This window comes from Flavobacterium tructae, from assembly GCF_001853485.1.
Lineage (GTDB): Bacteria > Bacteroidota > Bacteroidia > Flavobacteriales > Flavobacteriaceae > Flavobacterium > Flavobacterium tructae.
In genome coordinates this window covers 45,160-69,020 of record NZ_MIKE01000001.1, presented here as the reverse complement: position 1 = coordinate 69,020, position 23,861 = coordinate 45,160, and the positions used below count along the sequence as shown (strand labels likewise).

General features: G+C 36.2%; 18 protein-coding genes and 4 tRNA genes. 19 read left to right on the top strand and 3 right to left on the bottom strand.

All coding sequences use genetic code 11. The features are described from left to right. Positions 1-15 precede the first annotated feature (15 nt). The gene (locus BHE19_RS00280; protein ID WP_070905498.1) at positions 16-1,485 is read right to left on the bottom strand and encodes an APC family permease; all 1,470 of its coding nucleotides are present in this window, start codon (positions 1,483-1,485) and stop codon (positions 16-18) included. 273 nt (positions 1,486-1,758) lie between these two features. On the opposite strand from BHE19_RS00280, the gene BHE19_RS00275 reads away from it, so the two are divergent. The 19 genes from BHE19_RS00275 to BHE19_RS00185 all read left to right on the top strand — a co-directional run bounded on the left by BHE19_RS00275 (position 1,759) and on the right by BHE19_RS00185 (position 19,643). After that, positions 1,759-2,646 carry a ComEA family DNA-binding protein gene (locus tag BHE19_RS00275; protein ID WP_070905497.1) on the top strand — a complete coding sequence of 296 codons (888 nt, stop codon included), beginning with the start codon at positions 1,759-1,761 and terminating at the stop codon, positions 2,644-2,646. Between the two features lie 17 nt (positions 2,647-2,663). Next, positions 2,664-3,806, top strand: a complete 1,143-nt coding sequence (locus BHE19_RS00270; RefSeq protein WP_070905496.1) for an acyl-CoA dehydrogenase family protein — start codon at positions 2,664-2,666, stop codon at positions 3,804-3,806. A gap of 364 nt (positions 3,807-4,170) precedes the next feature. After that, positions 4,171-4,365 (top strand): 30S ribosomal protein S21, encoded by a 195-nt coding sequence (rpsU, locus tag BHE19_RS00265; protein WP_070905495.1) that lies wholly within the window; start codon positions 4,171-4,173, stop codon positions 4,363-4,365. A gap of 139 nt (positions 4,366-4,504) precedes the next feature. After that, positions 4,505-5,401, top strand: coding sequence for a tyrosine-type recombinase/integrase (locus BHE19_RS00260; protein WP_070905494.1), 897 nt, complete (start codon positions 4,505-4,507; stop codon positions 5,399-5,401). A 31-nt stretch (positions 5,402-5,432) separates the two neighbouring features. Next, positions 5,433-5,735 (top strand): ribosome hibernation-promoting factor, HPF/YfiA family, encoded by a 303-nt coding sequence (gene hpf / locus BHE19_RS00255; RefSeq protein WP_017496722.1) that lies wholly within the window; start codon positions 5,433-5,435, stop codon positions 5,733-5,735. Positions 5,736-5,825: 90 nt separating this feature from the next. Beyond that, a tRNA-Thr gene (locus BHE19_RS00250) sits at positions 5,826-5,899 on the top strand. A 123-nt stretch (positions 5,900-6,022) separates the two neighbouring features. Continuing rightward, positions 6,023-6,103 (top strand) — tRNA-Tyr (locus tag BHE19_RS00245). Between the two features lie 84 nt (positions 6,104-6,187). Then, positions 6,188-6,259, top strand: a tRNA-Thr gene (locus BHE19_RS00240). Positions 6,260-6,314: 55 nt separating this feature from the next. Further along, complete coding sequence (gene tuf / locus BHE19_RS00235; RefSeq protein WP_017496723.1) at positions 6,315-7,502, top strand: elongation factor Tu; 1,188 nt, start codon at positions 6,315-6,317, stop codon at positions 7,500-7,502. A 63-nt stretch (positions 7,503-7,565) separates the two neighbouring features. Beyond that, positions 7,566-7,636, top strand: a tRNA-Trp gene (locus tag BHE19_RS00230). Positions 7,637-7,655: 19 nt separating this feature from the next. Further along, a complete protein-coding gene (gene secE, locus BHE19_RS00225; protein ID WP_008466927.1) occupies positions 7,656-7,853 on the top strand; it encodes a preprotein translocase subunit SecE in 198 nt (65 codons plus the stop codon). Between the two features lie 11 nt (positions 7,854-7,864). Continuing rightward, a complete protein-coding gene (nusG, locus tag BHE19_RS00220) occupies positions 7,865-8,416 on the top strand; it encodes a transcription termination/antitermination protein NusG (RefSeq protein WP_017496724.1) in 552 nt (183 codons plus the stop codon). 67 nt (positions 8,417-8,483) lie between these two features. Continuing rightward, entirely contained in the window at positions 8,484-8,921 is a 438-nt protein-coding gene (rplK, locus tag BHE19_RS00215) for a 50S ribosomal protein L11 (RefSeq protein WP_008466923.1), read from the top strand. A gap of 13 nt (positions 8,922-8,934) precedes the next feature. After that, entirely contained in the window at positions 8,935-9,624 is a 690-nt protein-coding gene (gene rplA / locus BHE19_RS00210) for a 50S ribosomal protein L1 (RefSeq protein WP_017496725.1), read from the top strand. 22 nt (positions 9,625-9,646) lie between these two features. Further along, positions 9,647-10,150 (top strand): 50S ribosomal protein L10, encoded by a 504-nt coding sequence (gene rplJ / locus BHE19_RS00205; RefSeq protein ID WP_017496726.1) that lies wholly within the window; start codon positions 9,647-9,649, stop codon positions 10,148-10,150. 92 nt (positions 10,151-10,242) lie between these two features. After that, on the top strand, positions 10,243-10,614 hold the full coding sequence (rplL, locus tag BHE19_RS00200; protein ID WP_007807437.1) for a 50S ribosomal protein L7/L12: 372 nt from the start codon (positions 10,243-10,245) through the stop codon (positions 10,612-10,614). Between the two features lie 264 nt (positions 10,615-10,878). Next, the gene (gene rpoB, locus BHE19_RS00195; protein WP_070905493.1) at positions 10,879-14,691 is read left to right on the top strand and encodes a DNA-directed RNA polymerase subunit beta; all 3,813 of its coding nucleotides are present in this window, start codon (positions 10,879-10,881) and stop codon (positions 14,689-14,691) included. 320 nt (positions 14,692-15,011) lie between these two features. Continuing rightward, positions 15,012-19,319: a DNA-directed RNA polymerase subunit beta' gene (gene rpoC / locus BHE19_RS00190; RefSeq protein ID WP_026110014.1), complete on the top strand. Its 4,308-nt coding sequence runs from the start codon at positions 15,012-15,014 to the stop codon at positions 19,317-19,319. Positions 19,320-19,331: 12 nt separating this feature from the next. Beyond that, on the top strand, positions 19,332-19,643 hold the full coding sequence (locus tag BHE19_RS00185) for a DUF3467 domain-containing protein (protein ID WP_017496730.1): 312 nt from the start codon (positions 19,332-19,334) through the stop codon (positions 19,641-19,643). Between the two features lie 617 nt (positions 19,644-20,260). On the opposite strand, the gene BHE19_RS00180 is transcribed toward BHE19_RS00185, so the two are convergent. Further along, positions 20,261-21,853 (bottom strand): peptide chain release factor 3, encoded by a 1,593-nt coding sequence (locus tag BHE19_RS00180; RefSeq protein WP_017496731.1) that lies wholly within the window; start codon positions 21,851-21,853, stop codon positions 20,261-20,263. Between the two features lie 151 nt (positions 21,854-22,004). Further along, a complete protein-coding gene (locus BHE19_RS00175; RefSeq protein WP_070905492.1) occupies positions 22,005-23,447 on the bottom strand; it encodes an alpha-amylase in 1,443 nt (480 codons plus the stop codon). Between the last annotated feature and the right edge of the window lie 414 nt (positions 23,448-23,861).

Genomic DNA, 23,861 nt, shown 5'->3' with positions numbered 1-23,861 from the left:
AGCTTTTTTAGTTTTTTATTCTTCGATTTCGTTATTGTTAAGTCTTGATCTCTTCTTACTGTATCCAAAATAAACCAGAATACCAACTGCCAGCCAACCAAGTGAAAGTAGTTGAGCATCATGGCTTAAATTGATCATTAAGTAAGTATTGATAGCGATACCTAAAACAGCAATGATTGGTAAAGCAGGAACCTTGAAAGTTCTCGTTAATCCAGGTTGTTTTACCCTTAAAATCCAAACTGCGATACAAACCATTGTAAAGGCAAACAAAGTTCCAAAACTCGTCATATCAGCTAGTTTATTAATAGGTGTAAAAGCAGCAACTGTAGCAATGATACCACCTAAGATGATTAGATTCGTTTTTGGAGTTCCTGAAAGTGGATTTACTTTAGAGAACACAGCAGGAATTAATCCATCTTTTGACATACCAAGGAAAATTCTGGATTGCCCCATGATCATTACCATTAATACAGAAACAAGACCTATTGTTGCAGCAATTGTAATAATAAAACCAGCCCATCCTTGTCCGGCAATATCAAATGCATACGCAACAGGAGCTTTAATAGCATCAGGATATTTTCCTAGTGGATTGAAATCTTTATAGTTCATCATTCCTGTTAGTACTAAAGAAACAAGAATATATAAGGTAGTACAAATTAATAAGGAAGCAATGATCGCAAACGGAACATCCTTTTTAGGGTTTACCGCTTCTCCGGCCTGAGTCGAAACAGCATCGAAACCTACATAAGCAAAGAAAATGGCAGCAGCACCGGAAACAATTCCTCCAATACCGTAAGCATTGTGAGTAGTTTCTTTTTCAATAATTTGAGTAGCTGCCGGAATAAATGGACTCCAGTTTGCAGTATTGATAAAGAAAAGACCAGCGATAATTACAAATATTACAGCTGAAACTTTAAGAATAACAATGAAATTGTTTGCTTTTGCAGCACTTTTAGTTCCTTTAATAAGTAAAGAAATAACCAAAATAACAATTAAAAAAGCCGGAAGATTCATAGAAAAACCCTCTCCCGAGTAACTGGCAGGGTCTGTTGTGAGCCATTCGGGCAAATGGATGTGAAACATTTTAAGCAATTTGTTAAAATATCCGGACCAGGAAACGGCGACGGTCATCGATCCCATCGCATATTCGAGGATAAGTCCCCAACCGATAATCCAGGCGAAAATTTCTCCAATTGTTCCATATGCGTAGGCATAAGCAGAACCTTCAACAGGCAAAATAGAGGCAAACTCAGAATAACAAAGAGCTGCGAAAACACAGGCAATCCCTGCAATGATGAAGGAAACAGCTAAGGCCGGACCAGCGTGGTAATAGGCTCCGGTACCTGTAAGTACAAAAATTCCTCCTCCAATAATGGCACCAACACCAATGGCTGTAAGGCTCCATTTTCCTAAAACTCTTTTTAAATCACTTTTTTTCATATCGGCCTCAAAGGCTGATATAGGTTTAACTCTCCAAATTGACATATATTATATTGGTTTATTTGTTACTAAGCTCCAAATGTATCGTTTTTTGTAAAAAATAAAAACAATTATCTCATTTTTAGTTGTAAAATATTAAATATTTTGACAAAACCTCCGTTTATCAATCTTTCCGGGCTGAGATTCATTAAATTAATTAGTCATAAATAATGAAAAATGTAATTTTTTAAAACGCAATATTTTTGCTAATTTTCTTAATAAAGCTTTAAGATTTTCTTATTTTAGCAATTTACAAAATGAAAGAAAATTTTTAATAAAATGAAATTAAAGCGTTTTGAAGTTCTTTTGAAGTTTACACGAGAACAGCGTAAAGGAGTTTTTTTGCTCTTTATTATTATAGTTGTACTGCAGGCGGTTTACTTTCTTGTTGATTTCGATATTTCGGAGAAGATTGCTCCTCAAGAAAAGCAGTGGTTGACTTTGCAATCCGAAATAGATTCTTTAAAACTTTTAAAATTTGGAGAGAAAAGAAAGGTCTATGCTTTTAATCCAAATTTCATCACCGATTACAAAGCGTACAAATTAGGAATGTCTGTTCAGGAGATCGATCGTCTGCTGGCGTTCCGAAAAGAGAACAAATATGTAAATTCAGCAAAAGAATTTCAGGAGGTCACAAAAATCTCAGATTCTTTACTGGATGTAATTTCTCCACTTTTTAAATTTCCGAACTGGGTTAAGAATAAATCAAGTCATAAGATGGAAAGAAACGAGTTTGTAAAAGAACCTGTTTATAAGAAAGGGAAAATTATAGTGCTGGATATTAATGATGCTACCCAGGAAGATTTAGTTAAGATATATGGTATAGGGGAAGCTTTATCGTTAAGGATATTGAAGCAAAGAGAAGTTTTGGGAGGTTTTGTTTCCATGGAACAAATGAATGAGGTTTGGGGGCTTTCACCAGAGGTTGTAAAAGAATTGACGGCGCATTTTAAAGTGGTAATTCCTTCCTCTTTAAAAAAAATCTCCATAAACGAAGCCTCTTTAAAAGAGTTGGCAAAGTTTCCTTACTTCCGATATGCATTGGCCAAAGAAATTGTAACGTATCGAAGTATGAATGGAAATATTAATAATATTGAGGATTTGTCAAAAATTAAAGGTTTTCCTATTGAAAAAGCAAAAATAATTAGTTTATATTTGGAGTTCTAAAAAAAAACAGAATTACAATGGATTTTCAATATAATGAAACGCAGTTGATGATTGCGCAATCAATAAAAGATTTTGCTGAGAAAAATATCCGACCAAATATCATGGAATGGGATGAATCTCAAATTTTTCCAGTTTCCCTGTTCAAGCAATTGGGAGAAATGGGGTTTATGGGAGTTTTGGTTCCTGAAGAGTATGGTGGTTCCGGTTTAGGGTACCACGAATATATCACCGTTGTTGAAGAGATTGCAAAAGTCGATCCTTCAATTGGTTTATCTGTTGCAGCTCATAATTCATTATGCACCAATCATATTTTGACTTTCGGTAACGAAGAACAAAAGAAAAAATGGCTGCCAAAATTGGCAACGGCCGAACATATTGGAGCCTGGGGATTAACCGAGCACAATACCGGTTCAGATGCGGGAGGAATGAATACGACCGCAGTTAAAGAGGGAGATGAATGGATTATAAACGGAGCGAAAAACTTTATTACACATGCTATCTCCGGAGATATTGCAGTAGTAATTGTTCGTACCGGTGAAAAAGGAGATTCAAAAGGAATGACGGCTTTTGTTTTGGAGAAAGGAATGAAAGGATTTAGCTCAGGAAAGAAAGAAAATAAATTGGGAATGCGTGCCAGTGAAACTGCCGAGTTGGTTTTTGACGGCTGTCGCGTTCCGGATGCAAACAGATTGGGAGAAGTAGGACAAGGATTTGTTCAGGCGATGAAAATATTAGACGGGGGACGAATTTCAATCGGAGCTTTATCTTTGGGAATTTCAAAAGGAGCTTATGAAGCAGCTTTGAAATATTCAAAAGAGAGATACCAATTTGGTCAGCCTATCAGTAATTTTCAGGGTATATCTTTCAAATTAGCAGATATGGCTACCGAAATAGAAGCGTCGGAGTTGTTATTGCATAAGGCGGCCTATTTAAAGCAACAACATAAGTCGGTGACAACATTAGGAGCTATGGCTAAAATGTATGCTTCCGAAGCTTGCGTGAAAATTGCCAACGAAGCGGTTCAGATTCATGGAGGTTACGGTTATACAAAAGATTTTCCGGTAGAGAAATTCTATAGAGATTCTAAATTGTGTACCATTGGAGAAGGAACAACCGAAATTCAAAAAGTGGTTATTTCCAGAAATTTGTTGAAAGAGTAAGGAATATAGAGTAAAGAGAATAGAACAAAGAATATAGAGTAAAGAATATAGAGTAAAGAATACAGAGTAAAGAATACAGGGTACATAGTATTGAAATCTATATTCTTTGTTCTATATTCTATTTTCTAAAAAAAAAAATCACATTATGAAGAATGCAGGATACGCAGTATTGAAGTCTTTATTCTTTGCTCTATAATCTATTTTCTAAAAAAAAAATCACGTGATGAAGAATGCAGGATACACAGTATTGAAGTCTTTATTCTTTGCTCTATATTCTATTTTCTAAAAAAAATCACAATTTATAATCCATAATCCATAATTAATACATACTTTTGCAGCCTTAACGAGAGGAGGTGTCAATATTATGTTAATTATACCAATTAAAGACGGAGAAAATATCGATAGAGCATTAAAGCGCTATAAAAGAAAATTTGATAAAACAGGAACTGTTCGTCAATTAAGAGCACGTACTGCTTTTATTAAGCCTTCTGTTATCAAAAGAGCTCAAATTCAAAAAGCGGCTTACATCCAAACATTGAAAGATAGTTTAGAGAGTTAGTAGTAGCTTTTTTAAAAATAATTACCGTTAGTTATCAAAAAGAATTAATTTTGATACTAACGGTTTTTTTGTGTTTAATTTTTGGCTGGGTTGGTTTTCTTTTTATCGGACTAACAGGTGTTGTAAGAATTGTGTTTTTATGAAATCAAATGTAGAGGCGTTTCGTGATTATCTGGAATTGGAGAAGAAGTATTCGGTTCATACGATTACGGCTTATTTGAACGATGTTTTTTCTTTTAAAGAATTTAATAGAGTTAATTTTGAGCAAGAGGGAATTGAGGGGGTGAATTACGGTCAAATTAGAAGTTGGATTGTTTCTTTAGTGGATGAGGGTGTTTCGAATATTTCTGTTAATCGAAAAATGTCGTCTTTGAAAGCGTTTTATCGGTTTCTTTTGAAAACAAAGCAAATTGAAGTGAGTCCGATGTTAAAGCATAAAGTATTGAAAACGCCTAAGATTATCCAGATTCCTTTTTCTGAAAAAGAGCTGACTGATTTGTTGTTGGAGGTTGGAGATCCTTGTGGGTTCGAGGAGGTTCGTGACAGGCTTATTGTAGATTTGTTTTATGCCACCGGGATAAGAAGGGCTGAGTTGATTCATTTAATGAAACGTGATGTTGATTTGTCTTCTGGTTTGTTGAAGGTTTTGGGGAAGAGAAATAAAGAGCGTATTGTTCCGATATTGCCAATAATTGCGGGGCAGATGAAATTGTATTTGCAGGAAAGAGCTTTGATTGAAAAGGTAGTAGACGAAGAGTATTTTTTTATTTCAGGCAAAGGGTTAAAATTGAGTGAATCTTTTGTGTATCGATTAATAAATTCTTACTTTAGTAAAGTCTCTGAAAAGGTAAAAAAGAGTCCGCATGTGCTTCGGCATACTTTTGCGACTCATTTATTAAATAACGGAGCAGATTTGAATTCAGTTAAGGAATTATTGGGGCATTCGAGTTTAGCGTCTACACAGGTTTATACTCACAATAGTTTAGCGGAGCTTAAAAAAGTGTATGCAAATGCGCATCCTAGGAATAAACAATAGTTCTGAAATGTTTAACCCTAAAATTTGTATTATGAAGGTAGATGTTCATGCAGTTAACTTTACTGTTGACAGAAAATTGGTAGATTTTATTCAGGAAAGAATGGATAAATTGGAGAAATATTATGATCGTGTTGTTTCGGCGGATGTTTTTTTAAAAGTGGAAAGAACAAGTGATAAGGAGAATAAAGCAGTAGAGATTAAGATTAATGTACCGGGGGATGATTTTTTAGTTAAAAAGCAGTGTAAGACATTTGAAGAGGCGGTTGAGCTTTCAGCAGAATCTTTAGAAAGATTACTTGTTAAAAGGAAAGAAAAAATAAGAGCACATATATAATTGAAATTTTTTTCAAAAAATGTTTTGATTCAAAGATAAAATAGCTACATTTGCAGTCCGTTAGAAATAGCGGACTTTTTTAATGTAATTGCCGATGTAGCTCAGCTGGCTAGAGCAGCTGATTTGTAATCAGCAGGTCGTGGGTTCGAGTCCCTCTATCGGCTCAAAAATATTTCAAATGCGATTTGAAATTGGTTCTTAAAAATTATTGAAAAAGGTTTGTGGTTAGCAGGGTGAAGTTTTGGAGTTAAATCTAAAATCAGGATTCTGGAATCATAAATTATTAAGGGGAGATACTCAAGCGGCCAACGAGGGCAGACTGTAAATCTGCTGTGTGAACTTCGCAGGTTCGAATCCTGCTCTCCCCACAAATAAAGAAGAAGTTAAGGTTTTGGGCTATCGGTTTCGGATTTTTAAAATCTGAGATCTAAATCTAAAAGTCAGAACTCTCTGCCGACTTAGCTCAGGGGTAGAGTGCTTCCTTGGTAAGGAAGAGGTCACGGGTTCAATTCCCGTAGTTGGCTCAAGTAAGTAGGAAATTGAAAATTAATATATAACTAAGATTAAAAATTAAGTAAAATGGCAAAGGAGAATTTTAATCGTTCCAAACCGCACTTAAACATAGGTACAATTGGACACGTGGATCACGGAAAAACTACATTAACTGCAGCAATTACAAAAGTATTGTCTGATGCTGGTTACTGTCAAGCAAAATCGTTTGATCAAATCGATAACGCTCCAGAGGAGAAAGAAAGAGGTATTACTATTAATACATCACACGTAGAGTATGAAACAGCTAACCGTCACTACGCTCACGTTGACTGTCCAGGTCACGCGGATTACGTAAAGAACATGGTTACTGGAGCAGCTCAAATGGACGGAGCTATCTTAGTAGTTGCTGCTACAGATGGTCCAATGCCACAAACTCGTGAGCACATCCTTTTAGGTCGTCAGGTTGGTATTCCAAGAATCGTTGTTTTCATGAACAAAGTGGATATGGTTGATGATGCTGAGTTGTTAGAGCTTGTTGAAATGGAAATTAGAGATTTATTATCTTTCTACGAATATGATGGAGATAATGGTCCTGTAGTTCAAGGTTCTGCTTTAGGAGGATTGAATAATGATCCTGCTTGGGTACCAAAAATCATTGAATTAATGGATGCTGTTGATGCTTGGATCGAAGAGCCAGTACGTGACGTAGCAAAACCATTCTTGATGCCGGTTGAAGACGTATTTACAATTACTGGTCGTGGAACTGTTGCTACAGGTCGTATCGAAACAGGTATTGCTAATACAGGAGATCCAGTTGAAATCATTGGTATGGGAGCTGATAAATTAACTTCTACTATTACAGGAGTTGAGATGTTCCGTAAAATCCTTGATAGAGGTGAAGCTGGAGATAACGTAGGTTTATTGTTAAGAGGTATTGATAAAGAATCTATCAAAAGAGGAATGGTTATCATTAAGCCAGGATCAGTAAAACCACACGCTACTTTCAAAGCAGAGGTTTATATCTTGAAAAAAGAAGAAGGTGGACGTCATACTCCATTCCATAATAACTACCGTCCACAGTTCTACGTACGTACAACTGACGTAACAGGAGTTATTACTTTACCAGAAGGAGTAGAGATGGTAATGCCAGGAGATAACTTGACTATCAATGTTGCTTTATTAAGCCCAATCGCTATGAGTGTTGGTTTACGTTTCGCTATCCGTGAAGGTGGTAGAACTGTAGGAGCAGGTCAGGTAACTGAAATCGTAGGATAATCCTATAAAAAAATAAAAAAAAAGCCAGCTGATTTTCTTAATTGAAATCACTGGCTTTTAATTACGGGCGTAGTTCAAGGGTAGAATAGCGGTCTCCAAAACCGTTGATGGGGGTTCGAATCCCTCCGCCCGTGCAATAAAAAAATATATCAAATGACAAAAGTTACTAATTATTTATCAGAGGCTTTCGAAGAGTTAAAGTCAAATGTTACTTGGCCAGCTTGGGCTGAGGTTCAAAAATTGACAATTGTTGTAGCTGTATTTTCGATTCTGTTCGCTTTGGCAACATGGGGAGTAGACGAATTTTTTGCAAAAGCTTTGGCTGGATTTTTTAACTGGTTAAAAGGATAATTTTTTTTGTGATGGCAGATAATAATGTGAAAAAATGGTATGTGGTTAGAGCTGTAAGCGGGCAAGAAAATAAAGTCAAAGCTTACATCGAAACCGAGATTGCCAGATTAGGTATGGGCGATTATGTTTCCCAAGTTTTAGTACCTACAGAAAAAGTAGTTACTGTAAAAGAAGGAAAGAAAATGTCTAAGGATAAAGTTTATTTCCCTGGATATGTTATGATCGAAGCCAATTTAGTTGGTGAGATACCTCATATTATTAAGTCAATTACTAGTGTAATTGGGTTTTTAGGTGAGATCAAAGGCGGGGAACCGGTTCCTTTGAGACTTTCTGAAGTAAATAGAATGTTAGGTAAAGTGGATGAGTTGGCTGTTAATACAGATACTCGCGCTATTCCTTTCAGCCTGGGTGAAACGGTAAAAGTGATCGATGGTCCTTTTAACGGCTTTAACGGTTCGGTTGAAAAAATCAATGAAGAAAAGCGTAAACTTGAAGTTATGGTTAAGATTTTCGGAAGAAAAACACCATTAGAATTGAGTTTTATGCAAGTTGAAAAAGTATAATTTTTTGTTACACTATAATAAACCATTGTAATCGCTTCCATTGATTACAGTGATAAATTTTTTAAAAATGGCTAAAGAAATTAGTAAGGTAGTTAAACTACAAGTTAAGGGAGGTGCTGCGAACCCGTCGCCACCGGTTGGACCTGCTTTAGGAGCTGCTGGGGTTAACATCATGGAGTTCTGTAAGCAATTTAATGCTAGAACTCAGGATAAACCTGGCAAAATTTGCCCAGTGCAAATCACTGTGTATAAAGACAAATCATTTGATTTTGTCGTTAAGACTCCTCCAGCAGCAGTTCAGTTAATGGAAGCTGCAAAGCTAAAATCTGGTTCTGGTGAGCCTAATCGTAAAAAAGTAGCTAGCGTTACTTGGGAACAAATTAGAACTATCGCTGAAGACAAAATGCCGGACTTAAACGCTTTCACAATTGAGAAAGCTATGAGTATGGTTGCTGGAACAGCTAGATCTATGGGTATAACTGTATCAGGAGATGCTCCTTTTTAATTAAGAAAAAGACATGGCAAAATTAACAAAAAAGCAAAAAGAGGCTGCTTCAAAAATTGAAAAGAACAAATTATACTCTCTAAAAGATGCTGCGGCATTATTGAAAGTTGTTGCTTCTGCAAAATTTGATGAGTCTGTTGATATCGCAGTTCGTTTGGGTGTAGATCCTAGAAAAGCGAATCAAATGGTAAGAGGTGTGGTTACATTACCTCACGGAACAGGTAAAGATGTTAAAGTATTAGCATTAGTTACTCCAGATAAAGAAGCGGAAGCTAAAGAAGCTGGTGCAGACTATGTAGGTCTTGATGACTATTTACAAAAAATTAAAGATGGTTGGACAGATGTTGATGTAATCATCACTATGCCAGCTGTTATGGGTAAATTAGGTCCATTAGGTCGTATTTTAGGACCTAGAGGTTTAATGCCAAACCCTAAAACAGGTACTGTAACTATGGATGTTGCAAAAGCTGTTGCAGAGGTTAAAGCTGGTAAAATTGACTTTAAAGTTGATAAAACTGGTATCGTTCACGCAGGAATTGGTAAAGTTTCTTTTGGAGCTGAGCAAATTGTTGACAACGCACACGAAATTATTCAAACATTAATAAAACTTAAACCAACTGCTGCTAAAGGTACCTACATTAAAGGTATTCACCTTACAAGCACTATGAGTCCTGCTATAGCATTAGACCCAAAAGCAGTATAATTGGTAGTTAAAAATTTTTAGTATGACTAGAGAAGAAAAATCAATCGCGATTGAAAATTTAACTGCGCAGTTAGCTGGTACAAATATCATTTATGTATCTGATATTTCTGGTTTAAACGCAGAGACAACTTCAAACTTACGTAGAGCTTGTTTTAAAGCTGGAATCAAATTAGAAGTTGTAAAGAACACTTTGCTTGCAAAAGCAATGGAAGCTTCTGCTAATGATTATGGTGATTTACCAACAGTTTTAACTGGTAACAGTGCTATATTTATTTCTGATGTAGCTAATGCTCCTGGAAAAATTATCAAAGATTTCCGTAAGAAATCTGATAAACCAGTTTTAAAAGGTGCTTTCATTAACAATGAAATTTACATTGGAGACAATCAATTAGATGCATTAGCAACTATTAAGTCTAAAGAAGAACTTCTTGGAGAACTTATTGGATTGTTACAATCACCAGCTCAAAGAATTATTTCTGCTTTACAAAACAAATTCGCAGGTAGCGAAGAAGAAACTGAAGCATAATAATTACCGCAGGGAGTTTATTCTCCTTGCTGCTTAAATAGCGCACAATAAACAAAATATAATTTTACAAATCATTTTAAACGATAGAAAAAATGGCAGATTTGAAACAATTCGCAGAACAATTAGTTAACCTAACAGTTAAAGAAGTTAACGAATTAGCAACAATATTAAAAGACGAGTATGGTATCGAGCCTGCTGCTGCAGCTGTAGTAGTTGCTGCTGGTGGTGGAGAAGGTGCTGCTGAAGAAGCACAAACTGAATTTACAGTTGTATTGAAAGAAGCTGGAGCTTCTAAATTAGCAGTTGTGAAATTAGTAAAAGAACTTACAGGTTTAGGTCTTAAAGAAGCTAAAGATGTAGTTGACGGTGCTCCAAGTAACGTTAAAGAAGGTGTTTCTAAAGAAGAGGCTGAAGGTCTTAAAAAATCATTAGAAGAAGCTGGAGCTGTAGTTGAGCTTAAATAATTTAACTCAGTTTTAAGAACTAGGTTTAGGTCCTGAGTTAACACTCAAAGGCCTAAACCATTTTTCGTATAATAAAATACATTAAATTTTATTATCAAATAGTTTAAAATACGGAAGAGTTTTTGATCAATACGAAGAAAAAAAATAGAACCTGGTTTGTCCGGTTTATTTTTAAAGATGTATTGATTCTAAAAAGAAAGTATAAACTAAACAATGTGTTTTACACAAAAAACTACTTTTTTTTAATCAAAATTTTGTTCATTGATGATAACAAATCAGACTGAAAGATTGAATTTTGCCTCTACAAAAAATATTCCTGACTATCCGGATTTTCTAGATGTTCAGGTTAAATCTTTTAAAGATTTTTTTCAATTAGAAACTAAATCTGACGAAAGAGGCAACGAAGGTCTATACAACACCTTCATGGAAAACTTTCCAATTACAGATACAAGAAACAACTTTGTATTGGAGTTCCTGGATTATTTTGTAGACCCGCCACGTTATACAATTCAAGAATGTATAGAGAGAGGACTTACCTATAGTGTGCCTTTAAAAGCCAGGTTAAAACTATACTGTACAGACCCAGAACACGAAGATTTTGAAACTATTGTACAAGATGTTTATCTTGGAACAATTCCTTACATGACTCCAAGTGGTACCTTTGTAATTAATGGTGCCGAGCGTGTAGTAGTATCTCAGCTACACCGTTCTCCTGGGGTTTTCTTTGGACAATCATTCCACGCAAATGGAACAAAATTATATTCTGCCAGAGTAATTCCTTTTAAAGGATCCTGGATAGAATTTTCTACAGATATTAACAGCGTTATGTACGCGTATATCGATAGAAAGAAAAAATTACCGGTAACCACTTTATTCCGTGCTATTGGTTTTGAAAGAGATAAGGACATCCTTGAAATTTTCGACTTAGCTGAAGAAATTAAAGTTTCTAAAACAGGTATCAAAAAGTATATTGGAAGAAGACTTGCTGCGCGTGTATTGAACACTTGGCACGAGGATTTCGTTGATGAAGATACCGGAGAGGTAGTTTCTATCGAACGTAACGAAATCATCCTTGATCGTGATACGATTATCGACAAAGATAATGTGGAAGAGATCATTGATTCTAACGTTAAATCTATTTTGTTACACAAAGAGGATAATAACCAGGCAGATTATGCTATTATCCACAACACGTTACAAAAAGATCCAACAAACTCTGAAAAAGAAGCTGTTGAGCATATCTACAGACAATTGCGTAATGCAGAACCGCCTGATGAAGAAACTGCTCGTGGTATTATTGATAAATTGTTCTTCTCTGATCAACGTTATAACTTAGGTGAAGTTGGTCGTTACAGAATGAACAAAAAGTTAGATTTAGATATCCCTATGGACAAGCAAGTGCTTACCAAAGAAGATATCATTACAATCGTGAAATATTTGATCGAATTGATCAACTCAAAAGCTGAGATTGATGATATTGATCACCTATCAAACCGTCGTGTTAGAACAGTTGGAGAACAATTGTCTCAGCAATTCGGTGTTGGTTTAGCACGTATGGCGAGAACTATTCGTGAGAGAATGAACGTTAGAGATAACGAGGTGTTTACACCAATTGATTTGATCAATGCTAAAACATTATCATCAGTTATCAACTCTTTCTTTGGTACAAACCAGTTGTCTCAATTTATGGATCAAACGAATCCATTAGCTGAGATTACACACAAGAGAAGACTTTCTGCACTTGGACCAGGTGGACTTTCGAGAGAAAGAGCTGGTTTCGAGGTTCGTGACGTTCACTATACACACTATGGTCGTTTATGTCCGATTGAAACTCCTGAGGGACCAAACATTGGTTTGATTTCATCTCTTGGAGTTTATGCAAAAGTAAACGGAATGGGATTCATCGAAACTCCATACCGTAAAGTAACTAATGGTGTAGTTGATTTAGAAAGTACTCCAATTTACTTAAGCGCTGAAGAAGAAGAAGGAAAAATGATTGCTCAGGCAAACATTGAAATGGACGAGACTGGTAAAATTACGGCAAGTAATGTTATTGCTCGTGAGGAAGGTGACTTCCCGGTTGTTGAACCTTCAGTTGTACATTATACAGACGTTGCACCTAACCAGATTGCTTCGATTTCGGCTTCGTTAATTCCTTTCTTGGAACATGATGATGCGAACCGTGCGTTGATGGGATCTAACATGATGCGTCAGGCGGTTCCTTTGATCCGCCCGGAAGCACCAATCGTTGGTACAGGTTTAGAGCGTCAGGTAGCTTCAGATTCCAGAGTATTAATTAATGCTGAAGGAGATGGAACTGTAGAATATGTTGATGCAAATATCATTACTATCAAATACGACCGTACTGAAGATGAAAGAATGGTTAGTTTTGATGCTGATGAGAAAACATACAACTTAATTAAATTTAGAAAAACCAATCAGGGAACAAGTATTAACCTGAAACCAATCGTAAGAAAAGGTGACAGAGTGGTTCTTGGACAAGTATTATCAGAAGGATATGCTACTCAAAATGGTGAATTAGCTTTAGGTAGAAACTTAAAAGTTGCGTTCATGCCATGGAAAGGGTATAACTTTGAGGATGCGATTGTAATTTCTGAAAAAGTAGTTCGTGATGATATTTTTACTTCTATCCACGTTGATGATTATTCATTAGAGGTTAGAGATACTAAGTTAGGAAACGAAGAGTTAACAAACGATATTCCTAACGTTTCTGAAGAAGCTACTAAAGATTTAGATGAAAACGGTATGATCAGAATTGGAGCAGAGGTTAAGCCTGGCGACATTTTGATTGGAAAAATTACACCAAAAGGAGAATCAGATCCTACTCCGGAAGAGAAATTGCTTCGTGCAATCTTCGGGGATAAAGCAGGTGATGTAAAAGATGCTTCATTGAAAGCTTCTCCATCTTTACATGGTGTAGTTCTTGACAAAAAATTATTTGCAAGAGCCGTTAAAGATAAACGTAAACGTACTCAGGATAAAGATGCTTTAGGCGCTTTAGAAATGGAGTTCGAAACTAAATTTGTTGAATTAAAAGACAGATTAGTAGAGAAACTATTCCTGATCGTTAACGGAAAAACATCTCAGGGTGTAATGAACGATTTGGGTGAAGAAGTTTTACCAAAAGGTAAAAAATATACTCAAAAAATGCTTTACGCAGTAGAGGATTTTGCTCACTTAAGCAAAGGTCAATGGGTTGCCGATGACGCTACAAATAAAATGGTTAATGATTTAATTCATAACTATAAAATTAAGCTGAACGACTTACAAGGATCTTTAAGAAGAGAGAAATTCACTATTACAGTTGGAGATGAATTGCCATCTGGAATTTTGAAATTGGCTAAAATCTATATCGCTAAAAAACGTAAGTTAAAAGTAGGTGATAAAATGGCGGGACGTCACGGTAACAAAGGTATTGTTGCAAGAATCGTTCGTCATGAGGATATGCCATTCTTAGAAGACGGAACACCGGTAGATATCGTATTGAATCCACTTGGGGTACCTTCTCGTATGAACATTGGTCAGATTTATGAGACTGTTCTTGGATGGGCCGGTATGAACTTGGGTAGAAAATTTGCTACTCCAATTTTTGACGGTGCTTCTTTAGATCAAATCAATGCTTTGACTGATGAGGCTAACGTACCACGTTTCGGACATACTTACCTTTATGATGGTGGTACTGGAGAGCGTTTTGCACAAAAAGCGACTGTGGGTGTAATTTACATGCTTAAATTAGGACACATGGTTGATGATAAGATGCACGCACGTTCTATCGGACCATACTCATTGATTACGCAACAGCCACTTGGAGGTAAAGCTCAATTTGGAGGTCAGCGTTTCGGAGAGATGGAGGTTTGGGCACTTGAGGCTTATGGAGCTTCTAGTACACTACGTGAAATCTTAACTGTTAAGTCTGATGACGTTATTGGTAGAGCTAAAACTTACGAGGCTATCGTTAAGGGTGAAACTATGCCAGAACCAGGTTTACCAGAATCATTCAATGTATTAATGCACGAATTGAAAGGTCTAGGTTTAGATCTTCGTTTGGAAGAATAATAAATGTTTTCAGTTACAGTCTCAGTATTCAGTTTAACACTGAATTCTGGGACTTTAGCTGTTTACTAAATGTTAGAAGTTTTTAAAGATTTATACCCGTAACCCGTTCCGATTTTTTATAGTAATGCAAGGCATTCTATAACTAGCGCTTCAAATTAAATTTTGAAGTTTAGAGAAGTAACCCGAGGTAGTGTTTTAAGTCGAAAGTTTGAAAGTCCAAGGTCTGAGGTCAGCAATGACTTTAAAACTTTATGACATTTGACTTTAGACTAGACTAAGAATCAATTTTTTAATTGCAAAATAAATCAATAGTAAAAACTATGATGAATAACAGAAACAATAAAGACAAAAATCCAGTAAAAAGATTTAACAAAATTTCTATTGGATTGGCTTCACCAGAATCTATCCTGAAAGAATCAAGAGGAGAGGTTTTAAAGCCGGAAACAATTAACTACAGAACTCACAAACCAGAGCGTGACGGACTTTTCTGCGAAAGAATCTTCGGACCAGTAAAAGATTTCGAATGTGCTTGTGGTAAGTATAAAAGAATTCGTTACAAAGGTATTATTTGCGACCGTTGTGGTGTTGAAGTTACAGAGAAAAAAGTACGTCGTGACAGAGTAGGACACATCAACCTTGTTGTGCCAATTGCTCACATCTGGTATTTCCGTTCTCTTCCAAACAAAATTGGTTATATCCTTGGTCTTCCATCTAAGAAATTAGATATGATCATTTACTACGAAAGATACGTAGTAATTCAAGCTGGTATTGCTAAAAATGCAGATGGAGAATCTTTACAAAGATTAGATTTCTTAACTGAAGAAGAATACTTAAACATTTTAGATACTCTTCCACAAGAGAATCAATATTTAGATGATTTAGATCCAAACAAATTCGTTGCTAAAATGGGAGCGGAATGTATCATGGATTTATTAGCTCGTATTGACCTGGATGCTTTATCTTATGAATTAAGACACAGCGCTAACAACGAGACTTCTAAACAAAGAAAAACTGAAGCTTTAAAAAGATTACAAGTTGTTGAGTCTTTCCGTGAGTCTAACGAAAACCGCGAAAACCGTCCGGAATGGATGATTATGAAAGTGGTTCCAGTTATCCCACCGGAATTACGTCCGCTTGTGCCACTTGACGGAGGTCGTTTTGCAACTTCAGATTTGAACGATTTATATCGTCGTGTAATCATCCGTAACAACCGTTTGAAAAGATTAATGGAGATTAAAGCTCCTGAAGTGATCTTGAGAAACGAGAAACGTATGTTACAGGAATCTGTAGATTCATTATTCGATAACACTCGTAAAGCTTCTGCTGTTAAAACAGAATCAAACAGACCATTAAAATCATTATCTGACTCTTTAAAAGGTAAACAAGGACGTTTCCGTCAAAACCTTTTAGGAAAACGTGTGGATTATTCTGCTCGTTCGGTAATCGTCGTTGGTCCGGAGTTAAAATTATACGAATGCGGATTGCCAAAAGATATGGCTTCTGAATTATACAAACCTTTCGTTATCCGTAAATTGATCGAAAGAGGTATTGTAAAAACAGTAAAATCTGCTAAGAAAATAATCGACAAAAAAGAGCCGGTAGTTTGGGATATCCTTGAAAACGTAATTAAAGGACACCCGGTATTACTAAACCGTGCTCCTACTTTGCACAGATTAGGTATCCAGGCATTCCAGCCAAAATTAATTGAAGGAAAAGCGATCCAGTTACATCCATTAGTATGTACGGCGTTTAACGCGGATTTTGATGGTGACCAGATGGCGGTTCACTTACCATTAGGACCAGAGGCTATTTTAGAGGCACAATTATTAATGTTGGCTTCTCATAATATCTTGAACCCTGCAAATGGTGCACCAATTACTGTACCTTCTCAGGACATGGTCTTGGGTCTATACTATATGACCAAAGAGCGTATTTCTACAGAAGATCACAAAATTATCGGTCAGGATTTGACTTTCTATTCTGCTGAAGAAGTAAACATTGCATTAAACGAAGGAAGATTAGAATTGAATGCTCGTGTGAAAATCAGAGCTAAAGATTTTAATGACGCTGGAGAATTAGTGTACCAAATTATTCAAACAACTGCGGGACGTGTATTATTTAACGAAGTAGTACCTGAAGCAGCCGGATATATTAACGACGTATTGACTAAGAAAAACCTTAGAGATATTATCGGACACATTTTAAGTGTGACTGATGTACCTACAACGGCAGCTTTCTTGGATAATATGAAAGATATGGGTTATAAATTTGCATTTAGAGGAGGTTTATCATTCTCTTTAGGTGATATTAGAATCCCGGAACAAAAAACGAAGTTAATTGCAGATGCCAGAGAGCAAGTTGAAGGTATCTCAACTAACTATAACATGGGTCTTATTACCAATAACGAGCGTTACAACCAGGTTATTGACGTATGGACTTCTGCGAATGCTCAGTTAACAGAGTTAGCAATGAAAAATATTAGAGAAGACCAACAAGGTTTCAACTCTGTATATATGATGCTTGACTCTGGTGCGAGGGGTTCTAAGGAGCAGATTCGTCAGTTAACAGGTATGCGTGGTTTGATGGCTAAGCCTAAAAAATCTACTGCCGGTGGTGGTGAGATTATTGAAAACCCGATTCTTTCTAACTTTAAGGAAGGTCTTTCGATTCTTGAGTACTTCATTTCTACTCACGGTGCTCGTAAAGGTCTTGCGGATACCGCTCTTAAAACGGCGGATGCTGGTTACTTAACAAGAAGGCTTCATGACGTTTCTCAGGATGTTATTGTTAACATCGAGGATTGTGGAACTTTAAGAGGTGTTGAAGTTTCTGCATTGAAGAAAAATGAGGAAATCGTTGAATCATTAGGAGAAAGAATTTTAGGACGTGTTGCATTGCAAGATGTTATTAATCCTTTAACTAATGAAGTATTAGTTCAATCAGGTCACCAAATTACGGAGGCTATTATGAAGACTATCGAAGCTTCTCCTATTGAAAGAGTAGAAGTTAGATCTCCATTAACTTGTGAGGCTTTAAAAGGTATTTGTGCTAAATGTTACGGTAGAAACTTAGCTACCGGAAAAATGACACAAAGAGGTGAAGCTGTCGGAGTTATTGCAGCTCAGTCTATTGGAGAGCCTGGTACACAGTTAACACTTCGTACGTTCCACGTTGGAGGGGTTGCAGGAGGTATCTCTGAAGAGTCTAGTATTGTTACAAGATTCGCGGGTAGACTTGAGATTGAAGATTTAAAAACTGTTAAAGGTGAGGACAGCGAAGGTAATGCGGTAGATATCGTAGTATCACGTTCAACTGAGTTAAAATTAGTTGATGAGAAAACTGGAATCGTTTTAAATACACATAATATTCCTTACGGTTCTAGTATCTTTGTTAAAGATGGTGAAGCTGTAGCTAAAGGAACTGTAATCTGTAAGTGGGATCCATATAACGGTGTAATTGTTTCTGAATTTACTGGTAAAATTGCTTACGAAGATTTAGAGCAAGGACAATCGTACATGGTTGAAATTGATGAGCAGACTGGATTCCAGGAGAAAGTAATTTCTGAGGCGAGAAACAAAAAATTAATCCCAACTTTATTGGTTTACGGTAAAGAAGGTGAATTGATTCGTTCGTACAACTTACCGGTAGGTGCACACTTAATGGTTGAGAATGGTGAGAAAATTAAAGCAGGTAAAGTATTAGTGAAAATCCCTCGTCGTTCTTCTAAAGCGGGCGATATTACTGGAGGTCTTCCAAGAATTACCGAGTTGCTTGAGGCTCGTAACCCTTCAAACCCGGCAGTTGTTTCTGAGATCGACGGTGTTGTTTCTTTCGGTAAAATCAAAAGAGGTAACCGTGAGATCGTTATCGAATCTAAATTTGGTGAGATTAAAAAGTATTTAGTTAAACTTTCAAGCCAGATCTTAGTTCAGGAAAATGACTTCGTAAGAGCAGGAGTACCATTGTCTGACGGTGCAATTACACCAGATGACATCTTAAGAATTCAAGGACCTGCTGCTGTTCAACAGTACTTGGTAAATGAAATTCAAGAGGTATACCGTCTTCAAGGGGTAAAAATTAATGACAAACACTTTGAGGTAGTTATTCGTCAAATGATGCGTAAAGTAAGAGTTCAGGATCCGGGTGATACTTTATTCTTAGAGGATCAATTAATTCACACTAAAGATTTCATCGTTCAAAACGATAAATTATACGGTATGAAAGTAGTTGAAGATGCTGGTGATTCTGCGGTATTGAAACCAGGTCAGATCATTACTCCTCGTGAATTACGTGATGAAAACTCATTGTTGAAACGAAATGATAAAAATCTGGTTGTAGCCAGAGATGTAATTACTGCAACTGCAACGCCAGTTTTACAAGGTATTACAAGAGCTTCGCTACAAACTAAATCATTCATTTCTGCGGCTTCATTCCAGGAGACAACGAAAGTACTTAACGAAGCTGCTGTAGCTGGTAAAGTAGATGATTTAGAAGGATTGAAAGAAAATGTAATTGTTGGACACAGAATTCCTGCGGGAACTGGTATGAGAGAATACGATAACACTATCGTAGGATCTAAAGACGATTACAATGAAATGATGGCTAATAAAGAAGAATACATTTATTAATATTAGGAACCTATGAGTAATCCGAACCAACAACAAGAACAGATTAATATAGAGTTGGATGAAACTATTGCAGAAGGAATTTATTCTAATCTGGCGATTATCAATCACTCATCATCAGAATTTGTTTTAGATTTTGTGAGTATTATGCCTGGTATTCCTAAAGCCAAAGTAAAGTCAAGAATTGTCTTGACACCACAACATGCTAAAAGATTATTAAAAGCAATTGGTGAAAATATTCATCGTTTTGAAGTCGCTCATGGCGAAATCAAAGAGACAGAACAAGCTCCAATACCGCTTAATTTTGGTCCTGCGGGACAAGCATAAACTTTAAAAGCCCCAGTAATGGGGCTTTTTTTATGGAAAAAAAATAAATTTTTAAGGCGAATTTTGGTTCAGTACAAAATGTTGGGAGTTGATAGAAGTTACTCCTTATATTAACGATTTCAGTTCTTTATTTAAGAGTTCATTTTGTTACGGCTGATTTTGTAATTAGTGTTCTCTGCCGGTATAAATATTTGAAATATTTAAAAATGGGCTGAAAGCCCAAAAGCATAAAAATAGTGCAGAGCACTATAAATTAAGATAGTGAATCATATTGCCCTGAAAGGGCATAAGCAGTTACAGGAAAGTCTGGTAAAGAAAGTTTTGATGACTTTTGCTACTGTGATAAAACGGACGTGTGTGAATTTTGCCAATCGCTAAAAATCCTTGTGCATTTGCGAGTAAAATAATCAAGAAATGCTGTTCAGCGGATTTATTTTTACTTTCGTCGACAAAATTTCTTGTTTTAAATGAATTGTGCTAGCTTGCGATCGCTTATATAAAAAGATATTAATTTTTGGAGTATAAAAACTAATTAAGGTTGGATTAATTCAAATTAAAAAAAAAGCGCTAATTGTAAAAAATTAGCGCTTTTTTTATAGCTGAAATTTTGAAATTTCTTAGTCAAATTCCGAAGTGAAGAACAGTTTCACACTTGGGTATTTGCTTTGTGTCATTTGTATCGTAAAGTCAGAATCAGCAAGGAATACCAACTGACCGTATTTATCATGTGCAAGGAATTTTTGTTTAATACGCTTAAATTCTTTGAATTCATCATTTTTAGCATCATCAGGTTTTACCCAGCAAGCTTTGTGAACCGGAAAGTTTTCATAAGTACATTTTGCACCATATTCGTGCTCTAAACGATACTGAATTACCTCGTATTGAAGCGCTCCAACAGTACCAATTACTTTACGGTTGTTCATTTCTAAGGTAAACAACTGCGCCACACCTTCATCCATTAACTGGTCCACACCTTTGTCTAATTGCTTAGCTTTCATAGGATCGGCATTGTTGATGTATCGGAAATGTTCAGGAGAGAAACTTGGAATTCCTTTGAAACTCATTATTTCACCTTCCGTTAAGGTATCCCCAATTTTGAAATTTCCGGTATCGTGTAGTCCAACAATATCTCCCGGATAAGAAATATCTACAATTTCTTTTTTCTCTGCAAAGAAGGCATTCGGACTCGAGAATTTTAAATTTTTCTTTTGACGAACGTGGTAATAAGGTTTGTTTCTTTCAAAAGTTCCTGAAACAATTTTAATAAAAGCCAAACGGTCTCTGTGTTTAGGATCCATATTCGCGTGAATTTTGAACACAAAACCGGACATTTTTTCTTCTTTCGGGTCAACCAAACGGGTTTCAGAATCTTTTGGTCTTGGAGACGGAGCAATGGTAACGAAACAATCTAACAATTCACGAACTCCAAAATTGTTCAAAGCTGAACCAAAAAAGACAGGTTGCAGTTTACCATCTAGATAATCCTGACGATCAAATTTTGGATACACTTCGTCAATCAGTTCTAATTCTTCACGAAGTTTTTCAGCAGCTTTTTGACCCACAATTTTATCTAATTCCGGATTGTTCTGAACATCAGAGAAAGCGATTGTTTCTTCGATATTTTTACGACTGTCTCCGCTGAAAAGATTGATGTTTTCTTCCCAAAGATTGTAGATTCCCTGAAAATCATAACCCATACCAATTGGGAAACTTAGAGGTGTAACCGTAAGTCCAAGCTTTTGTTCTACTTCGTCCATCAAATCAAAAGCATCTTTTCCTTCACGGTCTAATTTGTTGATGAAAACAATCATAGGAATGTTACGCATTCTACAAACTGCGACTAACTTCTCCGTTTGTTCCTCGACCCCTTTGGCAACGTCAATTACAACAATAACACTATCTACAGCAGTTAAAGTTCTAAAAGTATCTTCGGCAAAATCCTTGTGTCCCGGAGTATCAAGAATGTTGATTTTTTTGTCTTTATAATTAAAAGCAAGTACAGAGGTTGAAACCGAAATACCTCTTTGGCGTTCGATTTCCATGAAATCACTCGTTGCTCCTTTTTTAATTTTATTGTTTTTTACAGCTCCCGCTTCCTGAATAGCCCCTCCAAACAACAATAATTTTTCAGTTAAAGTTGTTTTACCGGCATCAGGATGCGATATAATTCCAAATGTTCTTCTGCGTTGTATTTCTTTTAAAAAGCTCATATTTCGTATAAATAGGTTGCAAAAGTACTATTAATTACGGCTTAATAAAAATATTCACTTCTTAAATTGGGAAGACTTGCGTTTATTGAAGTTACATTGTTAAAAAAATAAGGCTGTTTTTTAGAACAGCCTTGGAATTGTAAGTTTTGAATTATTGATTAATAGACCAAATGGAATATCCTTTTGGAGGACATTGTATTTTTACCCATTTATCCGCTTGAGTAGTAGGGTACCAGGTCGAATTTCCGGTGAAATCTTTAATTTGAGTATTGGCCCAGTTGGTCTGAATCCATCTTTCCTGCCAGGTATCAGAGTTGTTAATGTAAACAACCAATCCGGGATTTCCGTTATAACCGTTTCTTCTTGCTACGTATTCATCATTGTCGGCGTATAAAATAGAAGTGGTTCCGGTCGCTTTATTGTTATGAATCCAGATCAGATTGTTTAGTTTGTTCTTGTCCAGCCATTCTTCATAATCTCTGTAGAAAATGGTAGGATAGCCCTCATGGGTCAGGATATAAGAGTAAGCAAGTAATTTGCTCCAGATTTCATCAGTATCGTGATTGGTTACGAAGGTTACGGCTTTGTACGGATTTCTTTTCCACATCATATCATCATTCAAAAGCGCCAGATTATTTCCGTCAAAAGCATCATTCATTTTATAGTAACAAGCGAAATCGAATACAGAGCTGTTGGCATTGTTTGCCCAGTCGTTTAGAGTATTTACATTAGAATCCCATAATTCACCAACAGAAAACCCGCCTACATTTGCATTCCATGAGTTTACCACCCAAGCACCAAAACCTTTTACATAATCGAATCTCCAGCCGTCAAATTTCATGGTATTTTTATAATATTTTCCCACTCCGTCAGCTCTCAGCCATAGCCAATCTTGTACATGTGGGTTGGCGTGGCATAAATCTGGAAAACCGCCAAATGCGCCTTCATCATTGTTACCATAGCTGTTTTTGTAAAAATCGTTATAATTACGAGTGAATTTTCCCGAAGCAACTCCGCTAAAATTAGTCCAGGTGTTTGTTCCGGTAAAAGGATTTGCTTCCGATTGTCCTCCACTATTATGATTGATCACAATGTCTGCGTATACTTTTAAATTCTCGGCATGTGCGTTAGTAATTAAGTTAACCAGTTCGGTTTTTGAACCAAAACGGGTTTCGACAGAGCCATTTTGGTTGTAATCTCCAAAATCAAAATAATCTGTAGGGTCATATCCCATAGAGAAAGCACCGTTTTGTGCTTTAGAAGCCGGAGGAAGCCATATCGAACCAATTCCTGCGTTAGACCAGGCGGTTACTTTACTGCTCACCGTATTCCACCAGGTCCCTCCCGAAGGAACATCCCAGTAAAAGGCCTGCATCATAACACCGCCTCCGGGATTATCTACGTATTTTCCGGTTGATGAAGAACTGGAAGTTCCGGTACTAAAGGGTCTTCCGTCATGATGGGTAACATTAATAATTTCGAATTGTTCGCTCTGAGCTTTAGAATCTTTCTCAGTGCTTTCATTTTGCGAACACGAACCAAAAAATGCAGTAATTGCTGCAATCAGGTAAAGTTGTAGAATTGGTTTTTTCATGATTTTCGGTTTGGTTAAAAAAGTTAATAAAGTTTGTAATTATAGCTTTAAGAGGTAAAAAGAGTTGTTATTCGTAATTTATCCCTCTTTAAATTATCAATTACATATCTAAAGTATGTGTTTTTTGATTTCATTTGATTTTACGGGAAATTAGTTATCCAACGAAAACGTTGTAGTATTGATAACTTTTTTTAGGATAGGGGAGTTTAATAGCTTGGAATGTAATAGAGTATAGCTGTACAACCCATTTTTTCACAGTTTAAGGATGATTTTCGCTGGTTTTTCGGAACCATTGAACGAGACTTAGAAGTTAGTTCCTTTGAAAATTGAGATACATCTCTATAATTTTTTGTTAATAGTATAGCCGATAGTTGTATTATGTAATTGAATTGTTATTTTTGTTCGTTATAAGTC

Excerpts from the sequence above, each read along its gene's own strand:
- BHE19_RS00280 (WP_070905498.1), bottom strand. The coding sequence starts at position 1,485 with ATGTCAATTTGGAGAGTTAAACCTATATCAGCCTTTGAGGCCGATATG.
- BHE19_RS00275 (WP_070905497.1), top strand. The coding sequence starts at position 1,759 with ATGAAATTAAAGCGTTTTGAAGTTCTTTTGAAGTTTACACGAGAACAG.
- BHE19_RS00270 (WP_070905496.1), top strand. The coding sequence starts at position 2,664 with ATGGATTTTCAATATAATGAAACGCAGTTGATGATTGCGCAATCAATA.
- rpsU (WP_070905495.1), top strand. The coding sequence starts at position 4,171 with ATGTTAATTATACCAATTAAAGACGGAGAAAATATCGATAGAGCATTA.
- BHE19_RS00260 (WP_070905494.1), top strand. The coding sequence starts at position 4,505 with ATGAAATCAAATGTAGAGGCGTTTCGTGATTATCTGGAATTGGAGAAG.
- hpf (WP_017496722.1), top strand. The coding sequence starts at position 5,433 with ATGAAGGTAGATGTTCATGCAGTTAACTTTACTGTTGACAGAAAATTG.
- tuf (WP_017496723.1), top strand. The coding sequence starts at position 6,315 with ATGGCAAAGGAGAATTTTAATCGTTCCAAACCGCACTTAAACATAGGT.
- secE (WP_008466927.1), top strand. The coding sequence starts at position 7,656 with ATGACAAAAGTTACTAATTATTTATCAGAGGCTTTCGAAGAGTTAAAG.
- nusG (WP_017496724.1), top strand. The coding sequence starts at position 7,865 with ATGGCAGATAATAATGTGAAAAAATGGTATGTGGTTAGAGCTGTAAGC.
- rplK (WP_008466923.1), top strand. The coding sequence starts at position 8,484 with ATGGCTAAAGAAATTAGTAAGGTAGTTAAACTACAAGTTAAGGGAGGT.
- rplA (WP_017496725.1), top strand. The coding sequence starts at position 8,935 with ATGGCAAAATTAACAAAAAAGCAAAAAGAGGCTGCTTCAAAAATTGAA.
- rplJ (WP_017496726.1), top strand. The coding sequence starts at position 9,647 with ATGACTAGAGAAGAAAAATCAATCGCGATTGAAAATTTAACTGCGCAG.
- rplL (WP_007807437.1), top strand. The coding sequence starts at position 10,243 with ATGGCAGATTTGAAACAATTCGCAGAACAATTAGTTAACCTAACAGTT.
- rpoB (WP_070905493.1), top strand. The coding sequence starts at position 10,879 with ATGATAACAAATCAGACTGAAAGATTGAATTTTGCCTCTACAAAAAAT.
- rpoC (WP_026110014.1), top strand. The coding sequence starts at position 15,012 with ATGATGAATAACAGAAACAATAAAGACAAAAATCCAGTAAAAAGATTT.
- BHE19_RS00185 (WP_017496730.1), top strand. The coding sequence starts at position 19,332 with ATGAGTAATCCGAACCAACAACAAGAACAGATTAATATAGAGTTGGAT.
- BHE19_RS00180 (WP_017496731.1), bottom strand. The coding sequence starts at position 21,853 with ATGAGCTTTTTAAAAGAAATACAACGCAGAAGAACATTTGGAATTATA.
- BHE19_RS00175 (WP_070905492.1), bottom strand. The coding sequence starts at position 23,447 with ATGAAAAAACCAATTCTACAACTTTACCTGATTGCAGCAATTACTGCA.